The sequence below is a fragment of the Pseudomonas eucalypticola genome, assembly GCF_013374995.1.
Classification (GTDB): domain Bacteria; phylum Pseudomonadota; class Gammaproteobacteria; order Pseudomonadales; family Pseudomonadaceae; genus Aquipseudomonas; species Aquipseudomonas eucalypticola.
The window spans coordinates 760,230-781,072 of the sequence record NZ_CP056030.1 but is presented as its reverse complement, the minus strand read 5'-3'; the positions used below and the strand labels follow the sequence as shown (position 1 = coordinate 781,072).

Annotated in this window: 11 protein-coding genes, 2 tRNA genes and 3 rRNA genes; 8 read left to right on the top strand and 8 right to left on the bottom strand. The window is 59.6% G+C overall.

Annotated elements, in window-relative coordinates; translation table 11 throughout:
* Positions 1 to 245: 245 nt before the first annotated feature.
* The 5 genes from yecR to HWQ56_RS03560 all read left to right on the top strand — a co-directional run bounded on the left by yecR (position 246) and on the right by HWQ56_RS03560 (position 6,059).
* Positions 246 to 719: a YecR family lipoprotein gene (gene yecR / locus HWQ56_RS03580; RefSeq protein ID WP_176569802.1), complete on the top strand. Its 474-nt coding sequence runs from the start codon at positions 246 to 248 to the stop codon at positions 717 to 719.
* 140 nt (positions 720 to 859) lie between these two features.
* A complete protein-coding gene (locus HWQ56_RS03575) occupies positions 860 to 1,288 on the top strand; it encodes a hypothetical protein (RefSeq protein ID WP_158158099.1) in 429 nt (142 codons plus the stop codon).
* Positions 1,289 to 1,496: 208 nt separating this feature from the next.
* Positions 1,497 to 2,006 carry a sigma-70 family RNA polymerase sigma factor gene (locus HWQ56_RS03570; protein ID WP_176569801.1) on the top strand — a complete coding sequence of 170 codons (510 nt, stop codon included), beginning with the start codon at positions 1,497 to 1,499 and terminating at the stop codon, positions 2,004 to 2,006.
* On the top strand, positions 2,003 to 2,974 hold the full coding sequence (locus HWQ56_RS03565; RefSeq protein WP_176569800.1) for a FecR family protein: 972 nt from the start codon (positions 2,003 to 2,005) through the stop codon (positions 2,972 to 2,974). Before HWQ56_RS03570 ends, HWQ56_RS03565 begins: the two co-directional genes overlap by 4 nt.
* A gap of 598 nt (positions 2,975 to 3,572) precedes the next feature.
* Positions 3,573 to 6,059: a TonB-dependent siderophore receptor gene (locus HWQ56_RS03560; RefSeq protein WP_158159116.1), complete on the top strand. Its 2,487-nt coding sequence runs from the start codon at positions 3,573 to 3,575 to the stop codon at positions 6,057 to 6,059.
* Between the two features lie 31 nt (positions 6,060 to 6,090).
* Here HWQ56_RS03560 and HWQ56_RS03555 read toward each other — a convergent pair whose 3' ends face one another.
* Complete coding sequence (locus HWQ56_RS03555; RefSeq protein WP_176569799.1) at positions 6,091 to 9,312, bottom strand: AAA domain-containing protein; 3,222 nt, start codon at positions 9,310 to 9,312, stop codon at positions 6,091 to 6,093.
* 192 nt (positions 9,313 to 9,504) lie between these two features.
* Between HWQ56_RS03555 and HWQ56_RS03550 the strand changes: the two genes are divergently transcribed.
* From HWQ56_RS03550 to HWQ56_RS03540, 3 genes are all read left to right on the top strand, one after another.
* The gene (locus tag HWQ56_RS03550; protein WP_209008697.1) at positions 9,505 to 10,209 is read left to right on the top strand and encodes an HPP family protein; all 705 of its coding nucleotides are present in this window, start codon (positions 9,505 to 9,507) and stop codon (positions 10,207 to 10,209) included.
* Complete coding sequence (locus HWQ56_RS03545; protein ID WP_158159110.1) at positions 10,206 to 10,610, top strand: MarR family winged helix-turn-helix transcriptional regulator; 405 nt, start codon at positions 10,206 to 10,208, stop codon at positions 10,608 to 10,610. The genes HWQ56_RS03550 and HWQ56_RS03545 overlap by 4 nt, the downstream gene beginning before the upstream one ends.
* A gap of 81 nt (positions 10,611 to 10,691) precedes the next feature.
* The gene (locus HWQ56_RS03540; protein WP_176569797.1) at positions 10,692 to 11,606 is read left to right on the top strand and encodes a LysR family transcriptional regulator; all 915 of its coding nucleotides are present in this window, start codon (positions 10,692 to 10,694) and stop codon (positions 11,604 to 11,606) included.
* A 136-nt stretch (positions 11,607 to 11,742) separates the two neighbouring features.
* Here HWQ56_RS03540 and rrf read toward each other — a convergent pair.
* The 7 genes from rrf to aptA form a co-directional block, all read right to left on the bottom strand.
* Positions 11,743 to 11,858, bottom strand: a 5S ribosomal RNA gene (gene rrf / locus HWQ56_RS03535).
* A 141-nt stretch (positions 11,859 to 11,999) separates the two neighbouring features.
* A 23S ribosomal RNA gene (locus HWQ56_RS03530) occupies positions 12,000 to 14,892 on the bottom strand.
* A 222-nt stretch (positions 14,893 to 15,114) separates the two neighbouring features.
* A tRNA-Ala gene (locus tag HWQ56_RS03525) sits at positions 15,115 to 15,187 on the bottom strand.
* Positions 15,188 to 15,197: 10 nt separating this feature from the next.
* Positions 15,198 to 15,274 (bottom strand) — tRNA-Ile (locus tag HWQ56_RS03520).
* A gap of 123 nt (positions 15,275 to 15,397) precedes the next feature.
* Positions 15,398 to 16,934: ribosomal RNA gene (locus tag HWQ56_RS03515) — 16S ribosomal RNA — on the bottom strand.
* Together the 16S, 23S and 5S rRNA genes with 2 tRNA genes alongside form the textbook arrangement of a ribosomal RNA operon.
* A 934-nt stretch (positions 16,935 to 17,868) precedes the next feature.
* On the bottom strand, positions 17,869 to 19,362 hold the full coding sequence (locus HWQ56_RS03510) for a CoA-acylating methylmalonate-semialdehyde dehydrogenase (protein ID WP_176569796.1): 1,494 nt from the start codon (positions 19,360 to 19,362) through the stop codon (positions 17,869 to 17,871).
* A 60-nt stretch (positions 19,363 to 19,422) separates the two neighbouring features.
* A complete protein-coding gene (aptA, locus tag HWQ56_RS03505) occupies positions 19,423 to 20,769 on the bottom strand; it encodes an omega-aminotransferase AptA (protein ID WP_176569795.1) in 1,347 nt (448 codons plus the stop codon).
* Positions 20,770 to 20,843: the final 74 nt, after the last annotated feature.

Sequence of the window (20,843 nt, the reverse complement as noted above, 5' to 3'; positions counted from 1 at the left end):
CCATTGGTTATGCTGTTTGCCTCAGTGCGGCAATTGTGCTGCAACGGCAAGATTTCTTTTCAAGCAGCAGCCTCCGTGAAAACGTGGGTGACCAGTTCCGCTCGCCTCTTAACCACGATGATAACCGGCAGCAATATTAAATTGACACTATCGCCCCTCCCCTCTACCGTTCCGGCTTAATGCGGTACGACCATCTCCCGGGATATGCAGCGCTGTTCTTCACTACTGACACCAAGGACGTTGCCATGAAAATCGGACTCATCGTTGCACTAACCTCAGCCATCGCCTTGGTGGGTTGCGTCGAGCAGCGCAAGGACATTTACGCCCTCGACGGCAGCCGGGCCGATGGCTTGCTGGACGTAGCATTCCAGGGCGGAGCCAACTACGACGCAGGTGACATCAACAAAGCGCTGGAGATTGCCGCGCAGAAATGCAAAGCCTGGGGTTACCAGGGGGCGGATAAGTTCGGTAGTAGGAGGACCGTGTGTCTTGCGTCAGGGTTATTCGGCTGCTTGAACTCGGAGCAAACCGTAAAGTTCCAATGTCTAGGCTCGCCAGACCGGGGCCTGTATGGTTCAGTGAGCTCGACTGGTTACCGAGCTGTGCCTTCGCCCGCGGCAGCATCAAAAGAAGCACAGCTCGAGCAGTTGTCTAGCCAAAACCTCCCATATGAAGAGTACCAGCGGCGCTATAAAGCGATTGCTGGGCAACGGGACTGATCCCTACCAGCATCATCTGCGAAACTGGAGCCAGGCATCCTGCCATTTGATTGCAGATATGCCGCCGATAGAGTCCTGCCCTAATCCGCATTACGCCACTCTCAACCCGGACGTTGACCATGGCAAGACGCCACTCTTTCATGCCCGAACTGCTCTTCATGAAAATCCTTGCCCCGCTGGTAATAGGGGCGATCACGTATACCTGCCTGATGGACGTCATCCAAGACGTCTTCCGTCAGCAGACCGCTACCATCCAGGCCATCAACCAACGTGCCCAGTCCGAGCAGCACCGCCAGTTAGCGACAGCCCAACAGCAAAAGGCGGCAGCCGCTCATGCCACGCAACTGGCCAATGAGCAATACATCAGCGAATTGAGGCAACGAGCGGCGGCTCAGCGGGCCAAGGAGCAGGCTTGGGATGCGACTTACCAAGAACCCAAAGGCTGCGACAACTGGAAGACTGATGCGCAGATGGTTGCCTGCGTCGATGGGAAAAACGCTGCCCGCCGGGCGTTTGATCAACGGTGGGATGCAGGGGAAATTCCAGGTTCGAAAAAGCAGACGCCTTGATGGTTGAGATCAAGGCCCCGGGAACATGTCCTGATTTCTTCATTTAGCGGTCGCCGTTCTAGCGGGCGAGCACCTTTGGCGCAGCCGTCAGCCCGCTGCCTTGCGGCTGCCCGTTGGCGTGCGCAAGGCACAGACCGCCCTCCCATATAGCATTCGCTATTGCAAATCATTATCATAAACACCCCCCCCTTCCCCAGGCCCACCCAAGATGCTGCCAAGCGCAACGGTCCACGATCAGGTGAAATCCCTCTACGGCAACCACCACGCCTGGGTCGTGCAAATCCTGCGTCGCAAGCTGGGCAACCACCATCAGGCCATGGACCTGGCGCAGGATACATTTGTACGCCTGCTGCGCCAGGAGCAACTGCCGACCATTGCCGAGCCCCGCGCTTACCTGCGCACCTTGGCCAGCCGCCTGTGCGGCGAGCATTTTCGGCGCCAGGCACTGGAGCTGGCGTATGTGCGGTCGTTGAGCCTGACGCCAGCGGCCGAGGTGCCGTCGGAGGAGACCCGGTTGCTGGTGATCGAGGCGCTGGAGACGGTCGGTAGTGTGTTGGATGGGCTGGGCAGCAAGGTGCGGGAGGTGTTTCTGCTGTCGCAGTTGGACGGTCTCACTTATCCACAGATTGCCGAGCAACTGGGCCTGACGGTGAATATGGTGCAGAAGGCGATGCTCAAGGCTTACCGGCACTGTTACGCGGCCGTTTACCTGGCATGAGTCTGTTCCGCGCGGGCGAAGCGGGCGCCATTGACCCTCAGGTGTTGGAGCAGGGCCTGGCGTGGATGGTGACCCTGCAGTCGGGCGTGTGCAGTGCCGCCGATCAGCAGGCGTGCCTGCGTTGGCGCAACGAGCACCCGCAGCATGAGCGGGTGTGGCAGCGCTTGAACGGGCTGAACCGCGACCTGCGCGCTGGCGCTGGGGCGATGCCTGCCGAGCATGTACGTTCAGCGTTGCAGGCGCGCAGCCTGGCGACGCGACGCGGCGCGCTGAAAGCGCTGGTGGGTGTGGGGGTGTTGGCCTGTGGCGGCTGGCAGGCGCGTGAACATCAGTGGCTGGCGCCTTATACCAGTGACTACGCCACGGCTACCGGCGAGCGCCGCGCCCTGCAGCTAGGCAGCCACCTGGCGGGGCAGTTGGATACCCGTACCGCGCTGGACGTCGCCCCTTCACGGCTGATGCTGGACAGTGGGCGGTTGTGGCTGTCGTTTACCGGCGCGGACGCGCTCACGGTGCGTACCCGCGATGTGTCGATCGAGCTGGCCGGGCCCGCGCGGCTGGTGGTGTCGCGCGACTTGCCCGAGCAGCCGGCAAGCCTGGTGCAGGTATTGAGCGGGCAGGTGCAGGTGACGTCCAGCGCCAGCGGCGCGGTGGCGACGTTGACGGCTGGGCAGGGGCAGGCATTTGCGCTTGGCGGCAGCGCTGCGGTCACCGCGGTGAATACCACGGCCGAGGCCTGGACGCGGGGGTTGCTGGTGGCCGAGCGCATGCCGCTGGTGAGCGTGGCGCGGCAGCTGGACCGCTATCGCCGGGGCATCTTGCGCTGTGACAGCAGCGTGGCGCAGTTGCGCGTGTCGGGCAGTTTTTCCATCGATAACCCTGAGGCCAGCCTCGACCTGTTGACGCGGTTGCTGCCGGTGAAGGTCAATCGGGTGCTGGGCTACTGGGCGACGTTGCAGGCGGCGTGAAGTTTTTTGGTTCTTCAAGGATTACCTGGAAAGTTGGTGGTGCTTACGAAGATCTTGAGTGAACAAACAAGGCGGACCAGGTGATCTCACAGGCATAACTGGCCCGAAATAGATGTGGGAGCAGGGGGGGCGCCGAGCCCTTGCCTGGGAAGCGCCGTGCGGGCGGCGCTCGATTTCAACAGCGACACAACAACATCGTCTGGCGCCCGGCGGCCCTGATGCGATCTCAAGCCAAGAGCTCCGCTGAGCCTTCTGTCGGCACGGCTTGAAATCGCAACAGGGCTACCAAGTGCATGTCCTGGTTTTTCCTGCGCCCTTGAAATCGAGCGCCGCCCGCGCGGCGCTTCCCAGGCAAGGGCTCGGCGCCCCCCCTGCTCCCACATCTATTTCGGGCCAGTTATGCCTGTGAGATCACCTGGTCCGCCTTATTGGTTCACTAGAGATCCCAGAAGGCACCACCAACTTCCCCGGGATTCCGTGAAGAACCAATTTTTTTTTCACCCAGGTGGCAGTTTTTTCGTTCTCGCGCATCAAGGGTTACAAACGGCGCTGTCGTGCAGCGCTCATTCATCACTCTTGTCGTACAGGGAACGTTTACATGCACACTCGCTTCACGCCGCTGGCCGGCGCCCTGCTGGGGCTCTGCATCAGCCTGGTCAATTGCCCCGCCATGGCTGCCGACAGCGCGCCCGGCGCCACCCAGGCGCTGGGCCTGAATATTCCCGCGGGCAGCCTGGACGCTGTGCTGGGCAACCTGGGCCAGCAGGCGGGTGTGATGCTGGGTATCGACGCGGCGGTGTCCGCCGGCAAGCACAGCGAGGGGCTGGTGGGGCATTTCACCCTGGAGCAGGCGTTAGCGCGGTTGCTGACGCCGCTGGGGCTGCAAGCAGTGCCTGACGGCAACGGCTACCGGGTGATCGTCATGCCGGTGGGCAGTGACACGCTGCAACTGGGCACCACCGAGATCAGCGGCCAGGGCATGGGCGAGATGACCGAGAACTCGCATTCCTATACCACGGGCGCCGTCAGTGTCGGCTCCAAGACCCCGACCAGCCTGCGCTACACGCCGCAGTCGGTGTCGGTGGTGAGCCGGCAGATGATCGACGATACCGCTGTCACCGAGCTTGAAGATGCACTGCGCTACGCGCCTGGGGTCATTGTGTCGAAGACCGGTGCATCGACCTACGATTTCTATTCCCGTGGGTTCAACATCGACAGCATCCAGATCGATGGGGCCGCGCCGATGGCACTGTCGTCCAATGCCACCAGTTTTTACTCCATGCGCCTGTTCAACATGGTCGAGTTCGACCATGTGGAGGTGCTGCACGGCGCGGGCGCGCTGTTCGGCGGCGTGGGCGACCCGGGCGGGGTGATCAACGTGGTGCGCAAGCGCGCGCTGCCCAACTACCAGCTGAAATTCGAAGCGGCGGCCGGCACCTGGGACAACTACCGCTCGATGCTTGATGTGACCGGCCCGCTCAATGACAGTGGCACCCTGCGCGGCCGCCTGGTGACGGCGTATACCGACCGGCAGTACGCCATCGACAATATGAGCACCGAGAAGCCTACCGTTTATGGCGTGGCGGAATGGGACGTGACACCCGACACCACACTGACCCTGGGCGGCATGTTTGAAAGCGTGCACTCGGGCAACTACGCCGGCCTGCCGCGCTACAGCGATGGCAGTGACATCGGCCTGCCGCGCCACACCAGCCTTAGCCAGAAGTGGGCCTACAGCGATGTGAAGTCGCAGGAACTCTTCACCAAGCTGGACCACTACTTCGACAACGGCTGGAAGGCCAATATCTCCTACACCAACACCCACGACTCAGGCACGGCACTGTCGGCGGTGACCACCGGGGCGCTAAACCCGACAACGCTGACCGGCCCGGTACGCAACGGCAGTTACAACCGCTACTGGACCAGCCAGAACCTATTCGACACCAACCTGTCGGGCAGCTTCGACGCCTTTGGCCACGAGCATGAGCTAGTCGTGGGCGGCGACTGGCAGCAGGTGTCCAGCGAATGGAAGGGCTCCGGGGTGCTGTCCAACACCAAAGCAGCGGTGAACGTGTTCGACCCGCAACCGTGGGATCCCAACCCGATCAGCTACGCTACGCCGCGGGTCTACAGCCCTAACGACCAGACCCAGTACGGGCTGTACTCGCGCCTGACCCTGCAGGTGGCCGACCCGATGAAGGTGATCGTGGGCGGCCGGCTATCGCGCTACCACTTCGAGCAGACCTACAAGAATGCCGGCGTGGTGCAGAGCACCATCGACATGCGCGAGCCTACGCGGCTGGTCCCATATGGCGGGGTGATCTACGACCTCAGCGATACCTGGTCGGCCTACGCCAGCTACTCGAAGATTTTCAAACCGCAGCAAAGCTATCTGAAGGGCCCGATCACCAGCGGCAGTGTGGTCGACCCCATGGTCGGCAAGACCTATGAAGTCGGCCTCAAGGGCGAGCACTTCGGGGGCCGCCTGAATACCGGCATTGCCGTGTTCTATACCAAGCGCGACGGCGGCGCGGTGCTGGACCCCAGCTACCCGGAAGAATCGGCGCTGTGGGGCGGCAGTTGCTGTTACCTGAACCAGGGCGAAGTGATCAGCAAAGGCGTGGAACTGCAAACCTCGGGTGAACTGGCCAAGGGCTGGAACCTGATGGCCAGCTATGTGTACAACAACAACCGCAACAAGACCGAGAATGTCGCCCTCAGTACCATCACGCCCAAGCATGAAGCCAAACTGTGGACCACCTATAACCTGCCTGGCCGCTTCGAAGACTGGACCGTGGGTGGCGGCGTGACCCTGCAGAGCGCGACCTATGTCAGCGGCTCGGCCTACCCTTACCTGAGCGATGGCACGCTGGGCAAGACCAGCGTGCCGTTCGACTACACCCAGGCGGGTTACGCGGTGTATGACGCCATGGTGAAGTACCAGGTGACGCCGCACTGGAGCGTTTCGGTGAATGGCAACAACCTGTTCGACAAGGTGTATTACCGCACGGTGTCCAGTTCATCGAATGGCAACTTCTACGGCGACCCGCGCAACTTCATGTTGACCGTGCGCGGGGAGTATTAAGGGGCTGGCGGTCAGCGCAGCACCCCATTGTTCAAGCAGGGCAACCCGCCGTCATCGGCGGGTGCGCCGGCAACCACTCCATGACGTCACAGAACAGCTTGCGCTGCTGCCAGTCACCCCGGTCACCAATCACATACAAGCGACGCTTGGCCCGGGTAGCGGCGACGTTGAGCAGATTGGGCTTGGACACTGCCCATTCGCGGGCGCCGGGGCTTTCAGTGCTGCCGCCCAGCACCAGAATGATCACCGCCGCTTCCTTGCCCTGCATGGTGTGGATGGTGCCACGCACCATCTTGGCGGGCAGGCGTTCCTTGAGCTGGTTGCGCACGTCCTGGAAGGGGGTGATGACCGCAATGCTGTCCATGGCCACGCCATCGGTTTGCAGCACCGCCAGCAGGCGCTCAAGCGCAACCCCCTCGTTGGCCACCCAGTTTCCTGAGGACGGGCCGCTGACGTGCACCCACCCGGTCAACAGGCGAGCCGGCGTTTCCTTGGCCGGGGATGGGGCGACGGTCCCGTACACCATCGCGCCGTCGTAGGCGATGCGGTTCGCCAGTTCGAACATCGGTTCGTCGCAGCGGCGGTGAACGACCAGGGGCAACCCCACCCAGCATTTTTCGTCCCTCGGCCCCGCCATGCGCCCCCAGGTGGTGGCCTGATCCGCCAGCGCTTGTGCGGAGTGGCGGCTGGGCAGCCAATGGGCGTCCACCTGGTAGTGCGTGCGCATATGCTCCAGCACCGCGTCGGACACGGTGACGATCGGCTCCAGTTGCAATGGGTCGCCTACCAGCACAGCCCGGCGTGCCCGCCATAGCGCACCCACCGCGGCCTGGGGCGTGGCCTGACCCGCTTCGTCTACCAGCAGCCAGCCGATCTGCGCGCACCCCAGGCTGCCAAAGGAACGGGCGAAAGACGCGAACGTGCTGCTGAGTACCGGCACCACCATGAACAAGGACGCCCACGCCGAACGCACCACGGCCTGGGAGACGCCGCCGTATCGACTACCGGTAAGCAGGCCCGTGATGAATTCCAGGTTGGCGCCCAGGCGCGTGGCCTCGATCTGCATGAAAGTGCGGTGCAGCTTGAGGGCTTCAATGAAGACTTTCGCGCGGGCCTGACGCCAGCCTTCCACCACCCACGGCTCTCGCAGTTCGATGTCACTGCCCCGGCCCGCCAGGCCACTCTCCAGCCAACTGGACAGGTGCTCGGCCTGCCCGGCTTGCGCCAGGTGGCGGGCCTTTTCCAGCTGCACATCGACATGCCGTACCGCTTCGGTGATCTCCACCTCGGCCGCAGCCATTCGCTGGCTCAGTTCATTGATACGGCCCGAGAGCCGCTGCACCTGGCGCTGGAGGCTGTCGAAAGCGTCCTTGGCCAGGGCGTGGGCGCTGTCGAGCAACCGCTGACGGGAGGCCCAGTTGCGGTGCGTGCCCCACAGGCTGAACAGGTTGGCCATGAAGCTCGGCTTTGCCGCGAGGTGCGATGCCAAAGTCTGCACTTCGTGTTGCAGCTTCTCGCGGGCCGGCGATAGCTGCTGGGTTTCCACAAGGGCTTGTTCACCCTCGACATCGCTACGCTGCGCGACCAGCGCCTGAAGGTCCTGCTGCATCTGCGTGACCCGTGCCCTGGCCGTGCCCAATGCCTCGATGCTCTGGCTAATGCCGCTGACCTGGGTGCGCAACGCGTGTTCGGCGTCCTTGGCGTCCTGATATTGCTTGATCGCGGCGCGCCAGAGGTTGGCTTTTTCAACCGAGCTGAGCGCCTTCATGTCCGCCGCTTGCTCGGCCAGCCATTCGCGCATGCCTTTGGGAGCAGGTTGGTCGCCAGGGGTGTCCGGTGCGGCTTCGTCGGCGTCGAGGTCATCCTCCAGCGCCCAGCTGTCAGCCGCATCAGGCTTCAGTGCGGCGGCCTCGCCATTGCCCTTCGCTGGTTTGGCAGGCACTTGCCCATAATAGAAACGGTCGACGAACCGGGTGCGTTTGGCTTTGGCGCCCAAGGCCGCGGAGATGAGGCCCCATGCCGGCTTGCCGCTGGTGAGCTCTGCCAGTTCGCTGAAATACTCGGCGTCGGGTAACCACGTGGAGTCGACCTTGTCCCGCTGGGGCAACTCCAATGTGACGTTTTCCACCGCGCCATTGTTGGAGGAAGCCACCACCATCTCGAACCCGAACAGGCAGGGGTTGAGTTGATAGGCTGCACGCGCGCGTCCGCCGTCATTGGCCATTTCGCGGCCGTCCTGAACGAAGGCGTCCGACGCCCTGCCCAGCGAGGCCAGGACATCGGCGCGCTGCGTCACGACCGCCGCGATCAGGTCACGCAGCAACGTGGTCTTCCCGGTACCCGGTGGGCCGTTGACGCCCATGATGCCGGTTTCGTCGCTCAGCTCCAGCAGGCTGTTGACTGCCAGTTGCTGGGAGTGGACCAGGCCCAGGTGCTTTTCGGCCGGCCAGCAACCTGCTGCATAGCGCGAGGGCGCGAGGCGCTCGAGCAAGGGCAGATCGGCTTCGGGCTTGTCCAGGTGCAGGCGTTGTTCGGGGTCGTGAAGGCTCAGGTAACGCGCCAGCGGCTCACTGGTCTCGCCACGCTCTACCGCGTCAGCCGTGTCCGCCAGATCACTGAGCAGAAAGCTGTTCAACGGATCGTCTTCCTGCTCGGGTTTCTTCGGGTTGACCGGTGCCGAGCGGAAGCGATGGACACGGGGCTCATCGCCGAAGAATTCGTCGACCTTCAAGGTTTGACGAATGAAGTCCGTCAGCCAGGCCAGGTCCGCAGCCTGCACCACGCCACCAAGCTGGGTTCTGAGTTGTTCACGAAGGTAGTCCTGGGTGTGTTCGAAGCCACGTCGCCAGTCCTCGCCGTGGATCGCACGCCCGACGAACCACGCTTCACTGGACAGCACCAGGCTGTCGGCCAGCATGAACCCCTGGTCATTGAATTTGAGTGAGTAGAGCGCGCAGCGCTTGTTCTGCGGTTCCCTGTAGCCAACGTCGGCACCGTAGAGCGCTTCCAGGCGGCGCGAAACCGTTTGGTTATTGTAGAGGTGCGCATACAGCGTATGGCTCCACACACGCTTGTCGGGAAGGGGTTGGCGGCTCAGAGGATTGGCCGGCATCCACGGCAGCACGGCCGAGGACGCGGGCATGTCCTGATAGAACGGTTGGTAGGCTCCGTCGCGTTTGGCGAGCTTCGGAACGGCCTGGGGCTGCAGCAATTCGACTGCGTGCCAGTAACGCACGATGTGTGGCGAGGTCATGTAAGACGTCCTTGTAAGCGCTGACGCTTGAATTCCTGATACGCAAGGATAACAGGCATCACGCGGTGGATCCTTTCCCGCGACTCTGCTGGGGCAGATGCGCGCCTGATCGCCCCGGCGCGACAGGGATTCGCGCAATACATCACGGCGTGATATAAAATGCGCGTTTTTTGCTGCCCGAGATCCTACACCGTGTTCCGCACCCTGCACTCGTCCCTCCAGCGCTGGCGCCCTGCCCCGCTGCACCTCAGCCCTCGCGAATGCCTGCGCGCCGCTTTTGGCGCACTGCTGGGCATCGGCATTACCGCCGCCCTGTGCACCTGGGCTTTGGGACTGAGCGCCGACCTGCCTTTGCTGATCGCCCCCATGGGCGCGTCCGCCGTGTTGCTGTTCGCGGCCCCGGCCAGCCCGTTGGCGCAGCCCTGGGCATTGCTGGGAGGTAACCTGGTGGCTTCGTTGGTGGGCGTGACTTGCGCGGCATGGATCAGCAACGAGATCATCGCCGCGGCCCTGGCGGTGTCGGTGGCGATCGGGTTGATGTTGGCCCTGCGGTGCCTGCATCCGCCTTCCGGTGCCGTGGCGCTGACCGCTGTATTGGGTGGGCCCAGTATTCATGCCGCCGGGTATGGGTTCGTCCTCGACCCCGTGTTATTGAACTCCGCTGTGTTGCTGGTGTGCGCGCTGGTGTTCCACACCTTCAGCCGCCACCGTTACCCTCATGGCCATGTACCGAACCCGGTCGCCGCGCGCGCGGTGTCGCCGGCCAGCCAGCAATTGCACCAGGCGTTGCAGGCGGTGCTGGATGAGCGCGATGAGTTCATCGATGTGGATGCCGACGACCTGGAGGCGATTGTCACGGCCACCCTCGCCCGTTTGAACCAGGAGCCGCGTCGATGAGTGATACCCTGGATAAATCCGATTTCGAGACGCTGTCGGAGTTTCGCTATCAGTTGCGGCGCTTTCTGCGTTTTTCCGAGGAAGCGGTGCAGGCCCATGGGGTGACGCCGCAACAGTACCTGCTGATGTTGCATACCCAGGGTTTCACGGGTCGCGACTGGGCCAGTGTGGGTGAGTTGGCCGAGCGCCTACAGATGGTGCCCCATGGGGCGGTGGCGTTGGTGAAGCGCTGCGAGGCGCTGGGGCTGGTGCAGCGCCAACGCGGCGTCGAGGACCGCCGCGAGGTGCAGGTGAGCCTGACCGCCCAGGGAGTGGAGGTGCTAGAGAAGCTGGCTTTTCTCCACCGCGAGGAACTGAAGTCTGCGGGCAGCCGGTTGCGGGTGCCGTTCGAGCAAGGGTAAACAGCACCGGCCTGGGCCTCGTGCTGCCTCTGCGCATCATTTATGCTGCTGTGACATGAATAGGTTCAGCGCGAGGATGCCATGACCCCCACCGATCTCTTTGAAGCACTGCCGGACATGGCGGTGTTCGCTCGTGTGGTGGACGCGGGAAATTTCTCTGAAGCTGCACGACAACTGGGCAGCATGCCCTCTACTGTGAGCCGGCAGATCAAGCGCCTGGAACAGGCGTTGGGCACTCAGTTGGTGGAGCGTTCCACCCGGCGCATTCGCGTCACTGAATCCGGAGCCGAAGTTTACCGACACTGTCGTGACATGCTCGATGCGGCCGCCTGTGCGGTGGATGCCGCCGGCCGCCTGGCTGCGCGGCCCCATGGGCGGGTGATCGTGAGCGCGCCTACGGCCTTTGCCCGAACGGTGCTGCACCCTCTGATTCCGGACTTTCTGCGCCGGTACGCCGAGGTGGATGTGCAGTTGGTGTTCAATGACCATGACGTAGACCCCCTGGTGGAAGACATTGACCTGGTGATTCGCCTGACGGAACGGCCGCCGCTGGGGCTGGCCGGGCGGACGCTGGGGGCGGTGCGGTGGGTGCTGTGTGCGTCGCAAGGGTACCTGGACAGCCGCGGTGTTCCGCTGGCACCGGCCGAGCTGCTGGACCATGACTGCCTTTACCTGGGTGAGACCACTGACGATAACCGCTGGCGCTTGCGGCGCGAGGGGCAGACAGAGGTCGTGCCGGTGAAGGGGCGGTATATCGCCAACCATGCGGGTGCGCGCCTGGATGCGGCGCGGCAGGGATTCGGGATTGCCAATTTACCGGAGTTCGTCGCCAGGGAAGCGCTGCAGAACGGTGAGGTGGTGCAGGTATTGGCGGATTGGGAGTTGGATGGCGGGGCTTATATTGGTTCGGTGTGGTTGCTGTACCCGCCGAAGCGGTTTTTGCCACCGAAGATTCGGGTGTTGATTGATTATTTGATTGAGCGGTTGGCTCAGTAGCGGCCTGATGCTGCGGGTGCGGCCTTCCCGAGCTTCGCCCGGTCCCACATGGAAAGCGGTCGCGCCCGCCACGGTGAGGAACGCCAGAAAAACAAAACCCCCAGCTGCTTTCGCAACTGGGGGTTTCGGAATTTAATCTTGACGATGACCTACTCTCACATGGGGAAACCCCACACTACCATCGGCGATGCATCGTTTCACTGCTGAGTTCGGGATGGGATCAGGTGGTTCCAATGCTCTATGGTCGTCAAGAAATTCTGTAGCCAGGATGCCCTTGCAGGCACTCCAGCGAATCGGGTATGTGATGGTATTTGTGAATCTGCAAACTTTCGGTGCATGTCATCTTCACAACACCGCAATCTGGTCGTTCGACGCAAATTGCTTGGGTGTTATATGGTCAAGCCTCACGGGCAATTAGTATTGGTTAGCTCAACGCCTCACAGCGCTTACACACCCAACCTATCAACGTCGTAGTCTTCGACGGCCCTTTAGGGAACTCAAGGTTCCAGTGAGATCTCATCTTGAGGCAAGTTTCCCGCTTAGATGCTTTCAGCGGTTATCTTTTCCGAACATAGCTACCCGGCAATGCCACTGGCGTGACAACCGGAACACCAGAGGTTCGTCCACTCCGGTCCTCTCGTACTAGGAGCAGCCCCTCTCAAATCTCAAACGTCCACGGCAGATAGGGACCGAACTGTCTCACGACGTTCTAAACCCAGCTCGCGTACCACTTTAAATGGCGAACAGCCATACCCTTGGGACCGGCTTCAGCCCCAGGATGTGATGAGCCGACATCGAGGTGCCAAACACCGCCGTCGATATGAACTCTTGGGCGGTATCAGCCTGTTATCCCCGGAGTACCTTTTATCCGTTGAGCGATGGCCCTTCCATACAGAACCACCGGATCACTAAGACCTACTTTCGTACCTGCTCGACGTGTCTGTCTCGCAGTCAAGCGCGCTTTTGCCTTTATACTCTACGACCGATTTCCGACCGGTCTGAGCGCACCTTCGTACTCCTCCGTTACTCTTTAGGAGGAGACCGCCCCAGTCAAACTACCCACCATACACTGTCCTCGATCCGGATAACGGACCTGAGTTAGAACCTCAAAGTTGCCAGGGTGGTATTTCAAGGATGGCTCCACGCGAACTGGCGTCCACGCTTCAAAGCCTCCCACCTATCCTACACAAGCAAATTCAAAGTCCAGTGCAAAGCTATAGTAAAGGTTCACGGGGTCTTTCCGTCTAGCCGCGGATACACTGCATCTTCACAGCGATTTCAATTTCACTGAGTCTCGGGTGGAGACAGCGCCGCCATCGTTACGCCATTCGTGCAGGTCGGAACTTACCCGACAAGGAATTTCGCTACCTTAGGACCGTTATAGTTACGGCCGCCGTTTACCGGGGCTTCGATCAAGAGCTTCGCGTTAGCTAACCCCATCAATTAACCTTCCGGCACCGGGCAGGCGTCACACCCTATACGTCCACTTTCGTGTTTGCAGAGTGCTGTGTTTTTAATAAACAGTCGCAGCGGCCTGGTATCTTCGACCGGCATGGGCTTACGGAGCAAGTCCTTCACCCTCACCGGCGCACCTTCTCCCGAAGTTACGGTGCCATTTTGCCTAGTTCCTTCACCCGAGTTCTCTCAAGCGCCTTGGTATTCTCTACCCAACCACCTGTGTCGGTTTGGGGTACGGTTCCTGGTTACCTGAAGCTTAGAAGCTTTTCTTGGAAGCATGGCATCAACCACTTCGTCGTCTAAAGACAACTCGTCATCAGCTCTCGGCCTTAAGATCCCGGATTTACCTAAGATCTCAGCCTACCACCTTAAACTTGGACAACCAACGCCAAGCTGGCCTAGCCTTCTCCGTCCCTCCATCGCAATAACCAGAAGTACAGGAATATTAACCTGTTTTCCATCGACTACGCTTTTCAGCCTCGCCTTAGGGACCGACTAACCCTGCGTCGATTAACGTTGCGCAGGAAACCTTGGTCTTTCGGCGTGGGTGTTTTTCACACCCATTGTCGTTACTCATGTCAGCATTCGCACTTCTGATACCTCCAGCAAGCTTCTCAACTCACCTTCACAGGCTTACAGAACGCTCCTCTACCGCATCATCAAAAGATGATACCCGTAGCTTCGGTGCATGGTTTGAGCCCCGTTACATCTTCCGCGCAGGCCGACTCGACTAGTGAGCTATTACGCTTTCTTTAAAGGGTGGCTGCTTCTAAGCCAACCTCCTAGCTGTCTAAGCCTTCCCACATCGTTTCCCACTTAACCATGACTTTGGGACCTTAGCTGACGGTCTGGGTTGTTTCCCTTTTCACGACGGACGTTAGCACCCGCCGTGTGTCTCCCATGCTCGGCACTTGTAGGTATTCGGAGTTTGCATCGGTTTGGTAAGTCGGGATGACCCCCTAGCCGAAACAGTGCTCTACCCCCTACAGTGATACATGAGGCGCTACCTAAATAGCTTTCGAGGAGAACCAGCTATCTCCGAGCTTGATTAGCCTTTCACTCCGATCCACAGGTCATCCGCTAACTTTTCAACGGTAGTCGGTTCGGTCCTCCAGTTAGTGTTACCCAACCTTCAACCTGCCCATGGATAGATCGCCCGGTTTCGGGTCTATACCCAGCGACTAAACGCGCTATTAACACTCGCTTTCGCTACGCCTCCCCTATTCGGTTAAGCTCGCCACTGAATATAAGTCGCTGACCCATTATACAAAAGGTACGCAGTCACAGAACAAAGTCTGCTCCCACTGCTTGTACGCATACGGTTTCAGGATCTATTTCACTCCCCTCTCCGGGGTTCTTTTCGCCTTTCCCTCACGGTACTAGTTCACTATCGGTCAGTCAGTAGTATTTAGCCTTGGAGGATGGTCCCCCCATATTCAGACAAAGTTTCTCGTGCTCCGTCCTACTCGATTTCATTGACAAGAGATTTTCGCGTACAGGGCTATCACCCACTATGGCCGCACTTTCCAGAGCGTTCCGCTAATCTCAAATCAACTTAAGGGCTGGTCCCCGTTCGCTCGCCACTACTAAGGGAATCTCGGTTGATTTCTTTTCCTCAGGGTACTTAGATGTTTCAGTTCCCCTGGTTCGCCTCTCAAGCCTATGTATTCAGCTTGAGATAACCATCTTATGATGGCTGGGTTCCCCCATTCAGACATCTCCGGATCACAGTCTGTTTGCCGACTCCCCGAAGCTTTTCGCAGGCTACCACGTCTTTCATCGCCTCTGACTGCCAAGGCATCCACCGTATGCGCTTCTTCACTTGACCATATAACCCCAAGCAATCTGGTTATACTGTGAAGACGACATTCGCCGAAAATTTGCAATTCGAATCACAAATTTTACCTTAGCCTGAATAAACACCAGTGAAAGTGCTATCCAGTCTATCTTTCTATCACATACCCAAATTTTTAAAGAACGATTCTGATAAAGTTCAGAAATCAATATTCGACACGAATATTCATTTCTAAGCTTTGGAAGCAGTTTATCGTGGAGCCAAGCGGGATCGAACCGCTGACCTCCTGCGTGCAAGGCAGGCGCTCTCCCAGCTGAGCTATGGCCCCATAACAAAATTGGTGGGTCTGGGCAGATTCGAACTGCCGACCTCACCCTTATCAGGGGTGCGCTCTAACCAACTGAGCTACAGACCCAATTTCGAGCGTAACTGTTAGCCAGATCAGCTATCAGCTTGGAGCTTAAAGCTGCTTCTATCGTCTTCTTCAATGAATCAAGCAATTCGTGTGGGAGCTCATGATACAGCTGATGTCGTCGATTAAGGAGGTGATCCAGCCGCAGGTTCCCCTACGGCTACCTTGTTACGACTTCACCCCAGTCATGAATCACACCGTGGTAACCGTCCTCCCGAAGGTTAGACTAGCTACTTCTGGTGCAACCCACTCCCATGGTGTGACGGGCGGTGTGTACAAGGCCCGGGAACGTATTCACCGCGACATTCTGATTCGCGATTACTAGCGATTCCGACTTCACGCAGTCGAGTTGCAGACTGCGATCCGGACTACGATCGGTTTTGTGAGATTAGCTCCACCTCGCGGCTTGGCAACCCTCTGTACCGACCATTGTAGCACGTGTGTAGCCCAGGCCGTAAGGGCCATGATGACTTGACGTCATCCCCACCTTCCTCCGGTTTGTCACCGGCAGTCTCCTTAGAGTGCCCACCATAACGTGCTGGTAACTAAGGACAAGGGTTGCGCTCGTTACGGGACTTAACCCAACATCTCACGACACGAGCTGACGACAGCCATGCAGCACCTGTCTCAATGCTCCCGAAGGCACCCATCCATCTCTGGAAAGTTCATTGGATGTCAAGGCCTGGTAAGGTTCTTCGCGTTGCTTCGAATTAAACCACATGCTCCACCGCTTGTGCGGGCCCCCGTCAATTCATTTGAGTTTTAACCTTGCGGCCGTACTCCCCAGGCGGTCAACTTAATGCGTTAGCTGCGCCACTAAAGTCTCAAGGACCCCAACGGCTAGTTGACATCGTTTACGGCGTGGACTACCAGGGTATCTAATCCTGTTTGCTCCCCACGCTTTCGCACCTCAGTGTCAGTATCAGTCCAGGTAGTCGCCTTCGCCACTGGTGTTCCTTCCTATATCTACGCATTTCACCGCTACACAGGAAATTCCACTACCCTCTACCATACTCTAGCTTGCCAGTTTCGGATGCAGTTCCCAGGTTGAGCCCGGGGATTTCACATCCGACTTAACAAACCACCTACGCGCGCTTTACGCCCAGTAATTCCGATTAACGCTTGCACCCTCTGTATTACCGCGGCTGCTGGCACAGAGTTAGCCGGTGCTTATTCTGTCGGTAACGTCAAAATTGCAGAGTATTAATCTACAACCCTTCCTCCCAACTTAAAGTGCTTTACAATCCGAAGACCTTCTTCACACACGCGGCATGGCTGGATCAGGCTTTCGCCCATTGTCCAATATTCCCCACTGCTGCCTCCCGTAGGAGTCTGGACCGTGTCTCAGTTCCAGTGTGACTGATCATCCTCTCAGACCAGTTACGGATCGTCGCCTTGGTGAGCCATTACCTCACCAACTAGCTAATCCGACCTAGGCTCATCTGATAGCGCAAGGCCCGAAGGTCCCCTGCTTTCTCCCGTAGGACGTATGCGGTATTAGCGTTCCTTTCGAAACGTTGTCCCCCACTACCAGGCAGATTCCTAGGCATTACTCACCCGTCCGCCGCTGAATCAGAGAGCAAGCTCCCTTCATCCGCTCGACTTGCATGTGTTAGGCCTGCCGCCAGCGTTCAATCTGAGCCATGATCAAACTCTTCAGTTCAATACTGCAATCGGGTTTTGAGAAAACCCTATAAACTTGGCTCAGCAATCGTTGGTTAAACCATGATTTCTCGTGGAGTAACTTATGATGCTGATAATCTTTTTGACTATCAGTCTGAGTCACAAGCACCCACACGAATTGCTTGATTCAGTTGTTAAAGAGCGGTTGGCTGATTCTTTCGTCTCAACCGAGGCGCGCATTCTACGCTTTCCTCAGGATCTGTCAAGCGTTTATTTTGAAGTTTTTCAGAGAATCTCTAACAACTTCAACCACTTGACTCGCTTCGATCTCTCGTTAGCGGGAGGCGAATTCTACAGCGATTTGAGTCGCTGTCAACTGCCTTTTTCACCGCTTTCGACATCAAAATCGAAACCCTTCGGAGCGGGCTACTTTGGCTAACTGCTTGATTATCAAGGAGTTTTCCGTTTGGTCTGCGCCGGAAGTGGGGCGAATTATAGAGAGATCTACGGGGGCGTCAAGCATTGATTTCAACAAATTGTCATTAAGATCAAAAGCTTCCCCGCTTGCCACCCTATAAAGGCCGCCAGGTGCATGGCTTGAGGCTTCTAGGGTTCTTGAGATCGAGCGCCGCCCGCGCGGCGCTTCCCGGGCAAGCCCGGTCCCACATCGGTTTCGGGCCAGTTATTCCTGTGAGACCACCTCGACCGCTTTGTTTGTTCACTTCAAATCTCCAGTGTACAAACAAGGCGGAACAGGTAATGGCACAGACATAATTGGCCCGAAACCGATGTGGGACCGGGCTTGCCCGGGAAGCGCCGCGCGGGCGGCGCTCGATCTCAAGGGCGACAGAAATCCCAAGACATGCACATGGGCCTTCATGCAATCTCCAGACATGCCCTTGATAGCCTCCATCCCCCCAAAAACCAAAAAGGGCAGACCCACCGGCCCGCCCCTCCTTTCCCATCACCCCACGCTACAGACTAGGAAACGCAAACTGCGAAGCCTCATGGCTGGCCCGCTGCGGCCAGCGCTGGGTGATCGCCTTGCGCCGGGTGTAGAACCGCACCCCATCCGGCCCATATGCATGCAAGTCACCAAACAACGACCGCTTCCACCCGCCAAAGCTGTGGTAAGCCACCGGTACAGGCAACGGCACGTTCACGCCCACCATGCCTACCTCGATCTCGTCACAGAACAACCGCGCCGCTTCGCCGTCACGGGTGAAGATGCAGGTGCCGTTGCCGTATTCGTGGTCATTGATCAGCTTCATCGCCGCTTCCAGGCTGTTCACCCGGACGATGCACAGCACCGGGCCGAAGATCTCTTCCTTATAGATGCGCATCTCTGGGGTGACGTTATCGAACAGGCAGCCGCCCAGGAAGAACCCGTCTTCATTACCCGGTACCACCAGGCTACGGCCATCGACCACCAGTTTGGCGCCTGCCTGGACGCCGTCTTCAACGTAACCGGCGACCTTGTCACGGGCCTGGCCAGTGACCAGCGGGCCCATGTCCAGGCCACATGACGTGCCAGCGCCAATCTTCAGGGCCTTGATCTGCGGCACCAGCTTGGCCACCAGGGCGTCAGCCACCTGGTCACCCACGCACACGGCCACCGAGATGGCCATGCAGCGTTCGCCGCACGAACCATAAGCTGCGCCCATCAGCGCGCTCACGGCGTTGTCGAGGTCGGCGTCGGGCATCAGCACGGCGTGGTTCTTCGCGCCGCCCAGTGCCTGCACGCGTTTGCCGCGCTTGGTACCTTCGCTATAGATGTATTCGGCGATCGGCGTGGAGCCCACGAAGCTCAGGGCTTTGATTTCCGGTGCCTGGATCAGCGCGTCCACCGCTACCTTGTCGCCGTGCACCACGTTCAGTACGCCCGCCGGCAGGCCGGCTTCCAGCAGCAGTTGGGCAATGAACAGCGTGGAGCTTGGGTCGCGCTCCGACGGTTTGAGGATGAAGCAGTTACCGCAAGCGATGGCCAGTGGGTACATCCACAACGGCACCATGGCCGGGAAGTTGAACGGGGTGATGCCGGCAACCACGCCCAGGGGCTGGAAGTCGGACCAGGCGTCGATGTTTGGCCCTACGTTGCGGCTGTACTCGCCCTTGAGGATTTCCGGGGCGGCGCTGGCGTATTCGACGTTCTCGATGCCGCGCTTCAATTCACCGGCGGCGTCTTCCAGGGTCTTGCCGTGCTCTTCACTGATCAACTGCGAGATTTTCGCTTCGTTCTGCTCCAGCAACTGCTTGAAGCGGAACATCACCTGGGCGCGCTTGGCCGGTGGGGTGTTGCGCCACGCCGGGAAGGCAGCCTTGGCCGAATCGATGGCCTGCTGCACGGTTTGCAGGTCGGCGAGCTGGAGCTTGTGGATAACCTGGCCAGTGGACGGGTTGTAGACGTCGGCGGTGCGATCGCCGCCGGAAACCAGATCACCATTGATCAGGTGCTGAATACTGCTCATGTAGGACTCCTGAGGAATGCGCTGAGGAGCGGGCAGGCCCGCTCTTCTTATATAGAAGGATCAGTCGATGGCGTTGATGGCCTGGCCAACCGCGTCGAACAGGCGGTCCAGGTCCTGGGCCTTGGCGTTGAAGGTTGGCCCGAACTGCAGGGTGTCGCCGCCGAACCGTACGTAGAAGCCGGCTTGCCACAGCTTCATCGAGGCCTCGTAGGGGCGCACGATGGCATCGCCGTCACGCGGGGCCAGTTGAATGGCGCCGGCCAGGCCGAAGTTGCGGATGTCGACCACGTGCTGGCTGCCCTTGATGCCGTGCAGGGCCTGCTCGAAATGCGGTGCCAACTCCGCGGCCTGTTGCACCAGGTTTTCCTTTTGCAGCAGGTCCAGCGCGGCCAGGCCAGCGGCGCAGGCCACCGGGTGCGCCGAGTAGGTGTAACCGTGGGGGAATTCCACGGCGTACTCGGGGGTGGGCTGGTTCATGAAGGTCTGGTAGATCTCGGTGCTGGCGATCACCGCGCCCATGGGGATGGCGCCGTTGGTGACTTGCTTGGCGATGCACATCAGGTCCGGGGTGACGCCGAAGGTGTCGGCACCGAACATGTTGCCGGTACGCCCGAAGCCGGTGATGACTTCGTCGAAGATCAGCAGAATGTTGTGCTGGGTGCAGATTTCACGCAGGCGCTTGAGGTAGCCAACCGGTGGTGGCAGTACCCCGGCGGAACCAGCCATAGGCTCGACGATGACAGCGCCGATGTTCGAGGCGTCGTGCAGTTCGATCAGTTTCAACAGCTCATCAGCCAGGGCGATACCGCCTTGCTCGGGGGCGCCCTTGGAGAAGGCGTTGGCAGCCAGTACGGTGTGCGGCAGGTGATCGACGTCCATCAACTGGCCGAACATTTTGCGGTTGCCATTGACGCCGCCCAGGCTGGTGCCGGCGATGTTCACGCCGTGGTAGCCACGGGCACGGCCGATCAGCTTGGTCTTGGTGGCCTGGCCTTTCAGGCGCCAGTAGGCACGCACGATCTTCACCGCGGTGTCGCAGCACTCGGAGCCGGAGTTGGTGTAGAACACGTGGTTCAGTTCACCCGGGGTCAGCTCGGTGATTTTCTCGGCCAGCTGGAACGACAGCGGGTGGCCGTATTGGAAGGCTGGCGAGTAGTCGAGCACGCCCAGCTGGCGGGCCACGGCGTCCTGGATTTCCTTGCGGGTGTGGCCAGCGCCACAGGTCCACAGGCCCGACAAGCTGTCGTAGATCTTGCGGCCCTTGTCGTCGGTGAGGTAACTACCCTCGGCCGCCACGATGATGCGCGGGTCGCGCTGGAAGCTTCTGTTTGCGGTGTAGGGCATCCAGTGGGCATCCAGCTTCAACTGACTGGCGATTCCGTTAAGCGCAGTTTCCGGCATGTTCATCGTGCAAACCTCGATCAGGTGTTGAGGGGCGTTGTTGCAGCTACGTTGTCACGGCGATAAAGTCTGGAAAACCC